The following is a 13,598-nucleotide window of genomic DNA, read 5'->3' as shown; positions in this document are numbered from 1 at the left end:
CTCGTCAGGCTTAGGAGCCCATCTCAGCAAACTTTCATTGACTGAAAAAACCGTTTATACCTGAGTAAAAAATTTACTGAGATAGGCCCTTCTCGCCAAACCCAAGATCCTTAAAGGTGGCGTAGTATACGCTTTCAATCGATTTCACTCAAGCCCAACACAACGAAAGTTGTCATTTTTTAGGCAAAAAAATAATTTTATAGCCATCCCCGCTCTACAAATGAGACGCATTGTTTGTGCCCGACTACAAAATGGTCAAGTAATTTCACGCCCATAAGAGAGCAAGCTTGTTGAATTTGTTCAGTAACTTGTTTATCAGCCATACTCGGTTCAGGATTACCCGAAGGATGGTTATGAGCCAGTATAATTGCGCTAGCATTCATTTTAATAGCAAAGCGAATAATTTCCCTCGGATGTACCTCAACTCTATTTAATGTGCCTTTAAACATTTCTTCATGGCAAATAATTTGATTTTGATTATTTAAAAACAAAACAATAAAAACCTCACGCTCCCGGCCCGCAAACAAATCTAACAACTTTGACTTCAATAATTCAGGCCCGCTCATTACATCTTCATGTAAAAATTGCTCAGAAAAAAAACGACGAGCCAATTCACTTATGGCTTGTAACTGTGTAAATTTACAGTTACCCATACCTTTACACTGCATCAACTTTTCGTAATCAGCTTGGATGAGTAAATATAAGGAACCAAATTCTTTGATCATACGTTTGGCTAACTGTAAAACGGGTTCCCCTTGGCTTCCTGTTCGCAAGAAAATCGCTAATAGTTCCGCATCCGATAATGAGGCGGCCCCGTATGCAAGTAGTTTTTCCCTCGGTGGTAACTCCTGATGTTCTCTCATCCCTTTATTCCTTCGCCCCAAAACCCTTTTCGAACCTTTTTATATAGCTTAGAAAACGTTAACAAGCCTGCCTATCCGTGTTTGAGTAACGCTTCGCAAAAATAACAATCTGATGTCAAATCGAGCGCGCCACCTAAACTGATGATGTGGTAATATGCCTTCCACATTGAGCGAATCGGATAAAAATAATGAATCAGCTATCACTATTAGGTAAGCAGGTAGTTATTGGGATCAGCGGGGGCATCGCTGCCTATAAAATCCCTGAGCTGACACGTCGCTTGCGTGATCAAGGTGCAGTAGTGCGAGTCGTCATGACTCAGGGCGCAAAGGCCTTTATTACCCCTTTAACTTTGCAAGCTGTTTCAGGGCATCCTGTTTCTGATGACCTGTTAGACCCAGCAGCAGAGGCCGCAATGGGTCACATTGAATTGGCTAAATGGGCTGATATAATTATTTTAGCACCAGCAACTGCGGATTTAATTGCTAAACTTAGTGCTGGAATGGCAAATGACTTACTAACGACGGTCTGTCTCGCCTCTTCAGCTCCTATTGCCGTTGTGCCAGCCATGAATCAACAAATGTATCGGGCGAGCGCCACACAAGACAATTTAATCAGATTGCAACAACGCCAATGTATGATTTGGGGGCCGGATGACGGTAACCAAGCTTGTGGTGATATTGGCCCAGGCCGTATGCTTGACCCATTAGCAATCGTTCGTCTCGCAGCTGAACATTTCAACCCTAAGCTTGACTTACAAGGCATTAAATTGATGATTACCGCGGGCCCAACACGTGAAGCATTGGACCCTGTTCGTTTTATCAGTAATCACAGTTCAGGGAAAATGGGGTTTGCTATTGCACAAGCAGCTAGTCAACGTGGTGCCGAAGTGACATTAATTGCAGGCCCTGTAAACCTTGAAACTCCAACAGGGGTTAATCGAATCGACGTCATTAGTGGTTTAGATATGTATGATAAAGTGCATCAAACCATTGCTGAACAAAATATTTTTATTGGGTGTGCTGCCGTTGCAGATTATCGCGCCAAAACGATCGCCGAAAATAAAATAAAAAAACAAGGCGATGAAGTTATGATTACACTGGTCAAAAACCCAGATATCGTAGCGAGTGTGGGTAACCTGAAACAAAACAGGCCCTATGTTGTTGGGTTTGCAGCAGAAACCCAAAATGTGGAAGAATATGCACGCCAAAAACGGCAACAAAAACAATTAGATTTAATTTGTGCCAATGATGTATCCCTTGCGGATAACGGGTTTAATAGCGATAACAATGCATTACACCTTTTTGATAGCAATGGTGATACTCGTTTGCCTCATTGCAGTAAAACTGAATTAAGCCACTACTTACTTGACGAGATACTTCAACGTTATGAAAAAAATTGACCTAAAAATTCTTGATAGCCGTATCGGTACTGAATTTCCTCTGCCGACCTATGCAACTACAGGCTCTGCCGGTTTAGATTTACGTGCATGCCTTGACGCACCGATCGACTTAGCACCGGGTCAAACAGAATTGATTCCAACAGGTTTAGCTATTCATATAGCAGATGAAAACCTTGCTGCTGTGATTTTACCTCGTTCAGGCTTAGGCCATAAACACGGGGTGGTACTTGGTAATCTAGTTGGGTTGATTGACTCCGATTACCAAGGGCAGCTTATGGTCTCTGTATGGAACCGTAGCGATAAATCTTTTACAGTTGAACCTGGTGAGCGTATGGCACAAATGGTGTTTGTTCCCGTTGTTCAAGCTGAATTTAATATTGTTGATGATTTTGATGCAACTGAGCGCGGTGCAGGTGGCTTTGGTCATTCTGGCCGTCAATAAATAAAACCCCCTGATGTTTAATATGCTATATAGAACCGGCACTAGGTTCTATATTTATCAATAAAAACAATCAGTCATATAATCAACAACAGGGGAAAGCTCAAAATTGCTTATAAACTCTACATTTTTAAAACCTATTTTGCTGCGTAAGTCTCTTTACTAAAAGCAAAATTTTGGATAGTTTGTTTTGCTGTTTTAGCAGGGGTCTTATTAGACATGGCAGAAAAAGCGACAACAAAAAAACGTAACAGGCGTGATGAGATCTTACAAGCTCTTGCGTTAATGTTAGAAAGTAGTGATGGTAGCCAGCGTATTACAACGGCAAAACTTGCGGCCACCGTTGGTGTGTCAGAAGCTGCGCTATATCGTCATTTTCCAAGTAAAATGAAAATGTTCGATAGCCTCATTGGGTTTATAGAAGACTCACTGGTTTCGCGCATCAATCTGATTTTAAATGATGAAAAAGATACTATTATCAGAATCAAGTTAATATTAGCGCTAGTTCTAGGCTTTTCAGAGAAAAACCCAGGGCTAACGCGTATAATGACTGGTCATGCGTTAATGTTTGAGCAAGATAGGCTACAAGACCGTATTAACCAATTGTTTGAACGTATTGAATCGCAATTACGGCAGGTGTTGAAAGAGAAAAAAATACGTGATGGCCATGGGTTTATCCATGATGAGTCATTACTTGCCTCTCAACTATTAGCCTTTTGTGAAGGTATGCTCTCACGTTTTGTACGCTCTGAATTTCGTTATCGGCCAACGGTGGAGTTCGAAGCACGCTGGCCTTTAATTCTAGCTCAGTTACAATAACCGATTATTTATACTACTCACCCCGCCCGTTATTGGGCGCGGGGATTTTTTTATTCAATTCCGTATTGTTCTCGGTAAGCCTTCATTGCCACTAAATGTTCCTGCATCCCCTCTTTTTCAGAAAGATAGGTAATTAAATCACTCATCGTAATGATTGAATAAACCTTGCAGTGATAATCGCGTTCAACTTCCTGTACCGCTGAAATTTCACTTTTGCCTTTTTCTTGACGGTCAAGGGACAATAAAACACCATTCAACGTCGCTTTATGCTGTTTAATAATTTCCATAGACTCACGGATAGCGGTCCCTGCGGTAATCACATCATCAACGACCACGACTTTTCCCTGTAATGGGCTCCCCACGAGTATGCCCCCTTCGCCATGATCTTTTGCTTCTTTACGATTAAAGCAATATGGCATATCAATATCATGGTGTTCTGCTAGTGCGACTGCGGTTGTCGTTGCGATTGGGATACCTTTATACGCTGGCCCAAAAATGACATCACATTCTATTGCGCTATCTTGTAGCGCTTGCGCATAAAAACGACCGACAAGTGCCAAATCACGTCCCGTATTAAATAGCCCTGCATTAAAAAAATAAGGGCTTTTGCGACCTGATTTCAGCGTAAACTCACCAAATTTAAGCACCTGTTTTTTCATGGCAAGTTCAATAAAATCGCGCTGATAGGCTTTCATTGGTCATTCTCCTCATGGATTACTGTTTAATATCTGACAAAACGAATTAGAGACTATTTGTTATAAGTACCGTACTTAAAAACAAGGGTCTATCTCTAAGCATAAAAAAGGCGACTATTTAGCCGCCTAACGAATCATTAACTTATTTCAGCGCTTCTCGCTGAGCTTCAAAAATCGTTTCTAAGCCCGTTTTAGCAAGTGCTAATAATGCGAGTAACTCCTCATGGCTGAACGGTTCACCTTCTGCGGTGCCTTGTACTTCAATCATACGGCCGTCATCCATCATAACAACATTCATATCGGTTTCTGCGGCGGAGTCTTCAACATATTCAAGATCACACAGTGCTTCTTGATTAACAATTCCAACAGAAACTGCTGCAACCATCGATTTTAATGGGCTCTTAGCTAGCTTACCTTGCTCTACCATTTTGTTCAGAGCATCAACTAAAGCAACGCAAGCGCCTGAAATCGCAGCGGTACGAGTACCCCCATCGGCTTGGATCACATCACAATCTAGCGTTATGGTGTATTCGCCTAATTTTTTCAAGTCAACCGCAGCTCGTAAAGAGCGGGCAATTAACCGCTGAATTTCCATCGTGCGGCCTGTTTGTTTTCCTCTCGCCGCTTCTCGTTGATTACGTGAATTAGTGGCTCGCGGTAACATGCCATATTCAGCGGTTACCCAGCCTTGCCCCTGCCCTTTTAAAAAGCGTGGAACGCCTTCTTCAACAGTTGCATTACATAACACCTTAGTGTCGCCAAACTCAATAAGAACAGAGCCTTCTGCATGCTTGGTATAGTTGCGCGTGATATTAATCGGGCGCATTTGGTCTGCTTGTCTATCTGCTGGGCGCATGGTGTTATCTCCATTATCAACTCAAATTGGGACGCATTATACGTCCTTAAAGCGATAATGCCTATCCTGTCATCCCTCATAGCGTTATAATCCCCCTAATTTGATGATGATAGGAACGAATTATGATCCGAAGTATGACCGCTTTTGCCCGCCGTGATATCAAGGGTGAATGGGGGAGTGCGGCCTGGGAGCTGCGTTCCGTAAACCAACGCTATTTAGAAACCTATATTCGCTTACCTGAGCAATTTAGAAGCCTTGAACCGGTTATACGTGAGCGTTTACGTTCTCGCCTAACTCGAGGAAAAGTAGAATGTAACCTGCGTTTTGAGCTAGATGGGGCAAATCGTGGTGAATTAATTCTTAATGAGGGGCTTGCTCGCCAATTAATTAGTGCCGCTAATTGGGTAAAAAATTATAGCCATGAAGGTGAAATTAACCCATTGGAAATTTTACGTTGGCCTGGGGTGATGTCAGCAGGTGAGCAAGATTTAGACGCCATTAGCGAACAATTAATGGCAGGCTTAGATGAAACCATTGATGCTTTCATTCAAAGCCGTGAAGCTGAAGGCGCGTCACTGCATGCATTAATCGAACAACGCCTCGATGGTGTACTGGTTGAAGTAGCTAAAGTCCGCCAACATATGCCTGAAATTTTACAATGGCAACGTGACCGCTTGCACAGCAAGCTTGAAGAAGCGGAAATCCAAGTGGATAACAACCGTTTAGAGCAAGAGCTTATTTTGTTAGCCCAGCGTATTGATGTTTCTGAAGAATTAGATCGCCTAGAAGCACATGTTAAAGAAACACGTAATATTCTGAAGAAAAAAGAGGCAACAGGTCGTCGCCTTGATTTTATGATGCAAGAATTTAACCGTGAATCAAATACATTAGCGTCGAAGTCAATCAATAGCGAAGTCACTAACTCTGCTGTCGAGCTAAAAGTATTGATTGAGCAAATGAGAGAACAAATTCAGAATATTGAATAACCCTCTTCAATAACTAAAAAATTAAGCCAATTGGTACTTGTATTGATTGGCTTAATTTTTAACAGCTTATCCGGGTATCCCCGCTCGTATTGAACGGGGTTTACGCCACTTTTGACTAATTGGCTTTGGCTTCTTTCAAGCCAGTGTTTTTATCGTGATGATAATGGAACGTAAATTGGAATATTATTGCTAATACTACGGTATAAGATGCAAAGACCAACCAAATCATTTGCCAATCTTTAACCCCATCTACCGTATAATAATCGACAACTAACCCACTTAAAATAGCGCCAAAATACGCACCAACGCCATTCACCATCGTCATAAATAAACCTTGAGCACTTGCCCGCATTCTTGTGTCGACTTCTCTTTCGATAAAGATAGACCCTGAAATATTGAAGAAATCAAACGCACAGCCATAAACAATCATTGACATGATTAAGAACATTAAGCCAATCGCAGATGGGTCACCAAACGCAAAGAAACCAAACCTTAATGTCCAAGCAAACATACTCAATAACATGACTGTTTTAATGCCATAGCGTTTTAAGAAGAAGGGAATTGCTAAGATAAAACACACTTCAGCCATCTGAGAAATCGACAATAATATCGATGGGTACTGAACAACTAAGCTATCTTGGTATAGCGGGTTCAGGCCGAAATCATGCAAGAATGGGTTACCAAACGTATTGGTGATTTGTAAAACAGCACCAAGTAACATAGCGAATAAGAAAAACACCGCCATAATCGGTTTTTTAAATAAAACGAGCGCATCTAAACCTAGCTTACTGATCCAGCTACTTGAAATGGCTTTTTTATTGACATCAATTTTTGGCAAGGTTAGTGAATAAAGCGCTAAAAGTAATGAACAACCACCTGCAATATAAAGTTGCATACTACTTAGCTCAAATTTCAATAAGCTAATACTCCACATCGCCACAATAAAACCAATGGTACCAAATACACGAATAGGCGGGAAATTACTGACCGAGTCTAACTGATATTGGCTTAATGATGAGTAGCTAATACTGTTCGAAAGCGCAATGGTTGGCATGAAAGCCATCGCATTAATCAGCATCACCCAAAACATCACTGTCGAGTTGGTTACTGTAGCTGCATAAAATAAAGCCGCAGCGCCAATCAAATGACAAATCATATATAGCCGATTTGCTGGAATATATTTATCTGCAATTATCCCGATAATACCGGGCATTAAAATAGCGGCTACACCTTTCGAACTATAAACCATACCGACTTCTGCACCTGAGAAACTCAATGTTTTCATCATGTAAGAGCCGAGTGTAATCAACCAACTTCCCCAGACAAAATATTGTAGAAAAAGCATGATTTTTAAGCGGGATTTAATATTCATACGAAGCTCCGTTTGGAGTTACATTTATTCGTTTTTATTTTCAACTCAGCAATGGCGACACCCATAAGAATGACGACAACACCAACAAACTGAATGAATTCAAGAGGTAAATGCAATACCGTTACAGACAATAAAATAGTAACGGGAAGTTGCATTGAGCTAACAATGGTCGCTAGGCTGGTGCCAATAAGTGGAGTGCCCTTGGCAAACATCCACATACCAAAAAAGGAACCAAAAAAAGCGAGAGGTAATCCATAAGAGAAAAATAACGATTGAAACGTTGAAGCACTTAGCAAAAAGGTGGGTGGTACAACGATTGATGTCAAAATAGCTCCGCCTGTTACCATAATTGCAGAACGCATCATTGGGTCAGTTTTTATTGCTAAAGCCCCACTGACATACACGCGGATAGCATTTGATAATGCGGCTAATAGCCCTAATAACACACCAAGCCAATGAAACACCACCGTTTCACTATTCAGTAACCCTGTCGCCAGTACTGTTCCGATTAATATGACGACAACAGAAATTACCGTCATGAAAGGCGGTATTTGGCGCGTCACTACCGTATTAATTACTACCCCCATCCAGGTAAATTGCAAAAATAACACAACACCAAGAGCAGGCGATAAATACTGTAGCGATGCATAATACAGTAGCCCCGTTAAGCCTGTTGTTGTCCCCGTGAGTAACATCAACAACCCCTGCTGACCCGTTGGCCAGACTAAACGAACTCTTTTTACCCATGCGCCAACGACGACAAAAAACCAAAGTAATATCGCACCAAGTACCGTTTGGCTACCGATGACATCATTAAGGGAATACCCAGCACGATAAGCTAGAATGACTAACGTCGAAAGAATGCCATAACTACAAGCGCCTAAAGAAACTAGAATTAAACCTTTGAGTTTCATTTCAATATTCATCCTGCCTATACTTACAACATTCTTTATATTATTTTGAGAAAAAGAAGCTTAAAAAATTAGAAGCGTTCAATCACACCTGTCACTAACTTCAAGAAAGTTGCTTTGACTTTTTCTGCCGTTTCAATCACTTCGTCATGGCTGAGAGGTTGTTCTAAAATACCGCACGCCATATTGGTTAAGCAGGAAATCCCGACTGTTTTAATTTGTGAATGGTGAGCAACCAAGGCTTCAGGTACAGTAGACATCCCAACGGCGTCAGCGCCTAACGTTCTGATCATGCGAATTTCGGCAGGTGTTTCATAAGTTGGCCCTGTCCACCATGCATATACGCCCTCACGCACACTGACCCCTTGCTCTGTGGCAACATCTTTAATCGTTTGACGTAACTCTTTGTTATAGACTTCGCTAACATCCAAGAAGCGCACACCTAATTCAGGGTTATTTGGCCCAATTAATGGGTTGTTCGCCGTCAAATTAATATGGTCTGTGATAATCATCAGATCGCCTGGGTTAAACTCAGTATTCACTGCACCGCAAGCATTAGTAATAATCAGTTTTTCGACACCCAGAGCTTTCATTAAACGCACAGGGAAAGTGACTTGATCAAGGGAAAAGCCTTCGTAATAATGAAAACGCCCTTTCATAGCAACAACATTTTTGCCTGCGATAGTCCCTATGACTAACTCGTTGGCATGACCAACCGCCTCTGATTTCGCAAAATGGGGAATTTCACTATAAGGAATATGTACCGCATTTTCTAATGTGTCGGCGAATGGCCCTAATCCTGACCCTAAAATAATGCCAACAGTAGGTTTCATATCTGTGCGAGACTGAATAAAACTCAAGCTTTCTAAAATATCTTTTGTATGATGCATGGCGGTCTCCAAATTGACATCGACTAAAAATTGTTAAAATCGATCATAAAGCAATTTAAAAACAGAACAGCGATCTTAATCTCATTTTAAGAAAAAGTATTTCGGTATGATGTGTCGGACGAAACAGTATTTTATGCGTAGATTTGCTAATCTCTAGCGCAAGAGTTGGCAATAGAAAGGAGCGGGGCGCTTGTTACATACACTATTAAATGAATTTCGCACCTCAAAAAATTCAAAAACACAAAAACTCAAAGTCCTCTATCGGTTGATTCTTAACCATGGTCCAATTAGAGCTGAAACCTTGGCATCATTGGCCAGTATGAAGCCTGCCACCTGTGCAAGGCTGCTTGATGAGCTGAGTAAATGCCAATTAATTTCGACCTCAGAACTCGGAGAATCAACTGGTGGGCGTAAACCCATTCTGTATAGCATCAACCCTGCTGATGGTTATTTAGTTGGGATTGAAATGAGTGATATCTACTCGACCATTGTTTTACAAAACCTAAAGCTGGATATTTTAGGCATGGTCAAAGTGAAATATGAACACTTAGAAACAGCAGAAAACATGCTAGATCATCTGCTAAATAAGGTTAACACCCTGCTTGAGGAACACCATCTCAAGCTTGAAAGCTTGCTTGGCATAGGGATTGCTATCGACCATATTTTAGAGCGCGATAAACTACCTTATCACCAATATAGCGCCCGGATACAAGAGCTATATCGTTATATTACTGACAAAGTACCTTGCTTTGTATTACTTGGGAGTGGGATCAGCTTTGCGGCTTTTGCTGAATATCGCTTACGCTATACCTCTGATAGCCAAAGGTTTTTATTCACTACTTGTGATACTGACATCCGCAGCTGCACCATAATTAATAATCACTACGCCCCTGCGCCTATCAGTACCGCCCAAGCATTTGGTCACACCACGATTGATATCAATGGCCAACGCTGTGAATGTGGGTCATTTGGCTGTTTAAAGCAGTATAGCTCACTATCTGCGATTAAAACCCGAATAATAAAACAACTTCGCTTAGGAAAGCCCTCAGTTATCAATGAATTAGTTAATCATGAATCTGAGATTAATTACCATATTATTTTCAAAGCGTTAACCTTGAATGATGCATTGTGTCTTGAGGCACTTGAAGAAGCTGCCTATTATTATGGTATTGCGATTGCTAATGCCGTTTTGATCACGCAAGCGGATGTCGTTGTATGCGGGGGCACATTAACACCTAAAAACCACTTTTTTGCGGTGACTAAAAAATCCATTGAAGACAAACTGTCTATTTTCCCGCATATTAAAACACGTATTTACCCAGCGAATGACTCTTATGAAATTGTCGCTCAAGGGGCTGGGGGGATGGTGATACAAAACTATCTTTCTGATTATTAAGCTATTTCATTAATGATTATAACCTGTAAACTGCATGAGTTATTCTACAGTTTCTATTATGCGAGAGGGGCACATGGCTGAATTTGAAAGTATCGACAACGTAACAAAATCAAATATATTACAGCAACTTAAGTCTGCCTCTCCCCTTGTCCACTGCATGACCAATGATGTCGTTCAAACCTTTACAGCCAATGTACTTCTTGCCTTGGGTTGTTCCCCCGCCATGGTCATTGAGCCCGAAGAAGCGGAGCAATTTGCTGCCATAGCCAGTGGGTTATTAATCAATGTAGGCACGCTAACTGCACCGCGGCAGCATGCTATGCGTTTAGCGGTACAGAGTGCTAATGCTGCCAATAAGCCGTGGGTGTTAGACCCTGTTGCCGTGGGGGCGCTGAGTTTTCGGACACAATTTTGTCAAGAGCTACTCACACTAAAACCCGCCGCTATTCGTGGCAATGCATCCGAAATCATGGCATTAGCCGGTGAAAGCCTTGGTGGGAGGGGGGTTGATTCCCTGAATACCACGAGTGATGCTCTACCGGCAGCTCAGTTATTAGCGCGAAAAACGGCTACAATCGTGGCAATTAGCGGCGAAGTTGACTACATCACCGATGGGGCGCGAACGATTGCCGTCATAGGGGGTCATCCATTAATGACTCGAGTGGTTGGCACTGGGTGTGCGCTTTCTGCTGTTGTTGGCGCATTTTGTACCTTAACTGGCGACCGTTTACAGCATGTTGCAACAGCATGCGCATTAATGAAACAAGCAGGAGAAACAGCGACACAACGGTGCCACGGTACAGGCAGTTTTATCCCTGAATTTTTAGATGCCATTTACCAGCTAAATTAATCACTTATTGATAAAGAAAATAAAGTCGCTAAGTTATAACCGCGTTTTCTTTCCTCTAAGTTTTCTCGACCAATGGCGAAAGTTATCCCTGAAACGAATAAATCGATAGATAAGGTTTTTGTGATCAGGTTCGATACCGTAAAAACGTTGTAAAGCAATTAAGTCATTAGCTTTGCAAATAGACAAATTACCATAATCTGATAAATCAATGACTTTCAATCCATTGTCCGTTAAAACAAAATTCCCCGTATGGACATCATTAGAAGATAACCCGTATTGATGTAACTGATGAATGACCGATTTCATCTCCTCATAGTAAGGCGTGATATCGTCAAGCTCAGAGAGTACTGTCCCTTCTACATACTCAGCAATAATCCACGTTTCGATTGATTCACGGCATTTTATTTTTTCAGCCACAAAGTAAATATCATTTGTAACAGTACAGCCTTTATTTTGAGCGACAACTAAGCGTTTTAATAAGGTTGAATAAAAAGGCCCAGAGATAATGCGCATTATTCTCTTTTCAAGGCGTTTATCACGCTCTTTTTCACACTTAATAATAAAATTCCGACCATCAATATTAATACGTGCAACACTTCTATCGATATTGCCACTACCTAAATTTTTGCCATCAATTTTCCCTTGAATAAAATCATTAATAACCTGCCAAAAATCGATTGTTCCCTCTTTTTGATAAGTCACAAAACTATCCATTTGTTTTTTTATTATTTTTTGCATGACAAAAAGCCAGTTTATTTAAGTAGATCAGCTGATGCTAGCAAAGGGGAAAAGGCATTTCTTAGCGATTCTTGCAAAATCAGCGAATAAAATGAGTAATTGTGGCATTTAGCACAAAATAGATAGGGTTTTAGCGACAATACGGGGACTTGACGCATAGATTGGCCAATTCGATGACCAATCTATTTCAGGTTGATAAGCTTAGTCGTTACCAAACAAGTCACGGGTATAGACTTTACTCGCTACATCTTCCAGCTCAGGCACCATACGGTTGGCTAAAATAATGTCGCATTGAGCCTTAAATTCCGCTAAGTCATTGACCACTTTTGAACGGAAAAACTCAGGTTCATTTAAAACAGGTTCATACACCACCACTTCAATGCCCTTGGCTTTGATGCGTTTCATCACACCTTGTACCGCTGAAGCACGGAAGTTATCAGAGCCCGCTTTCATCACTAAGCGATAAACCCCCACTTTGTGTGGTGCTTTAGCAATAATGGCATCAGAAATAAAGTCTTTACGGGTACGGTTGGATTCGACAATGGCGTTAATCAAGTTATTTGGCACGTCATCGTAATTAGCCAGTAGCTGTTTGGTATCTTTCGGCAAACAATAACCGCCGTAACCGAATGATGGGTTGTTATAATGGCTACCAATACGTGGGTCTAAAGAGACACCTTCAATGATTTGGCGTGCATTTAAACCACGGCTTTCTGCATAAGTGTCGAGTTCATTAAAGTACGCCACTCGCATCGCCAAATAGGTATTGGCAAACAGTTTAATGGCTTCGGCTTCGGTTCCATCGGTAAATAACACCGGAACGTCTTTTTTAATTGCACCTTCTAGCAGTAAATCAGCAAAAACCTTTGCACGCTCAGAACGCTCCCCGACCACAATGCGGGAAGGGTGTAAGTTATCCCACAGAGCACGGCCTTCACGTAAAAATTCAGGGGAGAAAATCACGTTGGTGTAACCAAACTCTTCACGTAAACGCTCAGTAAAGCCCACAGGAATGGTGGATTTCACAATAATCGTCGCTGCGGGGTTAATGTTATTCACGTCATGAATAACAGATTCAACCGATTGAGTATTGAAGTAATTGGTTTTTGGGTCGTAGTCTGTTGGCGTCGCCACTATCACATACTGCGCGCCCGTATAGGCTTCGTTTTTATCTTCTGTGGCACGGAAATTGAGCGTTTTCTCCGTTAAGAATTGCTCAATTTCAGCGTCAACAATCGGTGATTGATGATTGTTTAGCATTGCCACTTTTTCAGGGATGATATCGACTGCAACCACTTCGTGATTTTGTGACAGTAACATGGCGTTAGATAGGCCGACGTAGCCGGTCCCTGCGATTGCTATTTTCAAACTTGCCTCTCAATT

General features: G+C 41.5%; 14 protein-coding genes. 6 read left to right on the top strand and 8 right to left on the bottom strand.

The window, feature by feature from the left end; translation table 11 throughout:
- Positions 1-197: 197 nt before the first annotated feature.
- Positions 198-863, bottom strand: coding sequence for a DNA repair protein RadC (gene radC, locus ACHB7C_RS14660; RefSeq protein ID WP_042846739.1), 666 nt, complete (start codon positions 861-863; stop codon positions 198-200).
- Between the two features lie 188 nt (positions 864-1,051).
- On the opposite strand from radC, the gene coaBC reads away from it, so the two are divergent.
- The 3 genes from coaBC to slmA all read left to right on the top strand — a co-directional run bounded on the left by coaBC (position 1,052) and on the right by slmA (position 3,521).
- Positions 1,052-2,263, top strand: a complete 1,212-nt coding sequence (gene coaBC, locus ACHB7C_RS14655; protein WP_048605688.1) for a bifunctional phosphopantothenoylcysteine decarboxylase/phosphopantothenate--cysteine ligase CoaBC — start codon at positions 1,052-1,054, stop codon at positions 2,261-2,263.
- Positions 2,250-2,705: a dUTP diphosphatase gene (dut, locus tag ACHB7C_RS14650; protein WP_042846741.1), complete on the top strand. Its 456-nt coding sequence runs from the start codon at positions 2,250-2,252 to the stop codon at positions 2,703-2,705. The genes coaBC and dut overlap by 14 nt, the downstream gene beginning before the upstream one ends.
- Positions 2,706-2,921: 216 nt before the next feature.
- Positions 2,922-3,521, top strand: a complete 600-nt coding sequence (gene slmA, locus ACHB7C_RS14645) for a nucleoid occlusion factor SlmA (RefSeq protein ID WP_042846742.1) — start codon at positions 2,922-2,924, stop codon at positions 3,519-3,521.
- Positions 3,522-3,571: 50 nt separating this feature from the next.
- On the opposite strand, the gene pyrE is transcribed toward slmA, so the two are convergent.
- Together pyrE and rph are read right to left on the bottom strand one after the other, a co-directional pair.
- Positions 3,572-4,216, bottom strand: coding sequence for an orotate phosphoribosyltransferase (pyrE, locus tag ACHB7C_RS14640; RefSeq protein ID WP_042846743.1), 645 nt, complete (start codon positions 4,214-4,216; stop codon positions 3,572-3,574).
- A 142-nt stretch (positions 4,217-4,358) separates the two neighbouring features.
- On the bottom strand, positions 4,359-5,072 hold the full coding sequence (gene rph / locus ACHB7C_RS14635) for a ribonuclease PH (RefSeq protein ID WP_042846744.1): 714 nt from the start codon (positions 5,070-5,072) through the stop codon (positions 4,359-4,361).
- Positions 5,073-5,194: 122 nt separating this feature from the next.
- Here rph and ACHB7C_RS14630 point away from each other — a divergent pair, with 122 nt between their 5' ends.
- The gene (locus ACHB7C_RS14630; RefSeq protein WP_042846745.1) at positions 5,195-6,058 is read left to right on the top strand and encodes a YicC/YloC family endoribonuclease; all 864 of its coding nucleotides are present in this window, start codon (positions 5,195-5,197) and stop codon (positions 6,056-6,058) included.
- Positions 6,059-6,173: 115 nt separating this feature from the next.
- Here the strand turns inward: ACHB7C_RS14630 and ACHB7C_RS14625 are convergent, their stop codons facing one another.
- The 3 genes from ACHB7C_RS14625 to ACHB7C_RS14615 form a co-directional block, all read right to left on the bottom strand.
- Positions 6,174-7,430, bottom strand: coding sequence for a nucleoside permease (locus ACHB7C_RS14625; protein ID WP_042846746.1), 1,257 nt, complete (start codon positions 7,428-7,430; stop codon positions 6,174-6,176).
- Positions 7,427-8,344: a DMT family transporter gene (locus ACHB7C_RS14620; RefSeq protein ID WP_042846827.1), complete on the bottom strand. Its 918-nt coding sequence runs from the start codon at positions 8,342-8,344 to the stop codon at positions 7,427-7,429. Before ACHB7C_RS14620 ends, ACHB7C_RS14625 begins: the two co-directional genes overlap by 4 nt.
- Before the next feature lie 68 nt (positions 8,345-8,412).
- The gene (locus tag ACHB7C_RS14615) at positions 8,413-9,231 is read right to left on the bottom strand and encodes a purine-nucleoside phosphorylase (protein ID WP_048605686.1); all 819 of its coding nucleotides are present in this window, start codon (positions 9,229-9,231) and stop codon (positions 8,413-8,415) included.
- A 190-nt stretch (positions 9,232-9,421) separates the two neighbouring features.
- Here ACHB7C_RS14615 and ACHB7C_RS14610 point away from each other — a divergent pair, with 190 nt between their 5' ends.
- Positions 9,422-10,627, top strand: a complete 1,206-nt coding sequence (locus tag ACHB7C_RS14610) for an ROK family protein (RefSeq protein WP_048605685.1) — start codon at positions 9,422-9,424, stop codon at positions 10,625-10,627.
- 73 nt (positions 10,628-10,700) lie between these two features.
- Positions 10,701-11,477 carry a hydroxyethylthiazole kinase gene (thiM, locus tag ACHB7C_RS14605; RefSeq protein ID WP_395347699.1) on the top strand — a complete coding sequence of 259 codons (777 nt, stop codon included), beginning with the start codon at positions 10,701-10,703 and terminating at the stop codon, positions 11,475-11,477.
- Between the two features lie 33 nt (positions 11,478-11,510).
- Here the strand turns inward: thiM and ACHB7C_RS14600 are convergent, their stop codons facing one another.
- Positions 11,511-12,215 carry a lipopolysaccharide core heptose(II) kinase RfaY gene (locus ACHB7C_RS14600; RefSeq protein WP_129467284.1) on the bottom strand — a complete coding sequence of 235 codons (705 nt, stop codon included), beginning with the start codon at positions 12,213-12,215 and terminating at the stop codon, positions 11,511-11,513.
- 201 nt (positions 12,216-12,416) lie between these two features.
- Positions 12,417-13,583 carry a nucleotide sugar dehydrogenase gene (locus ACHB7C_RS14595; protein WP_048605682.1) on the bottom strand — a complete coding sequence of 389 codons (1,167 nt, stop codon included), beginning with the start codon at positions 13,581-13,583 and terminating at the stop codon, positions 12,417-12,419.
- Between the last annotated feature and the right edge of the window lie 15 nt (positions 13,584-13,598).

The sequence above is a fragment of the Providencia sp. 2024EL-00732 genome, from assembly GCF_044006275.1.
GTDB classification, from domain to species: Bacteria; Pseudomonadota; Gammaproteobacteria; order Enterobacterales; family Enterobacteriaceae; genus Providencia; species Providencia huashanensis.
This window is presented reverse-complemented; position numbering and strand designations above follow the sequence as displayed.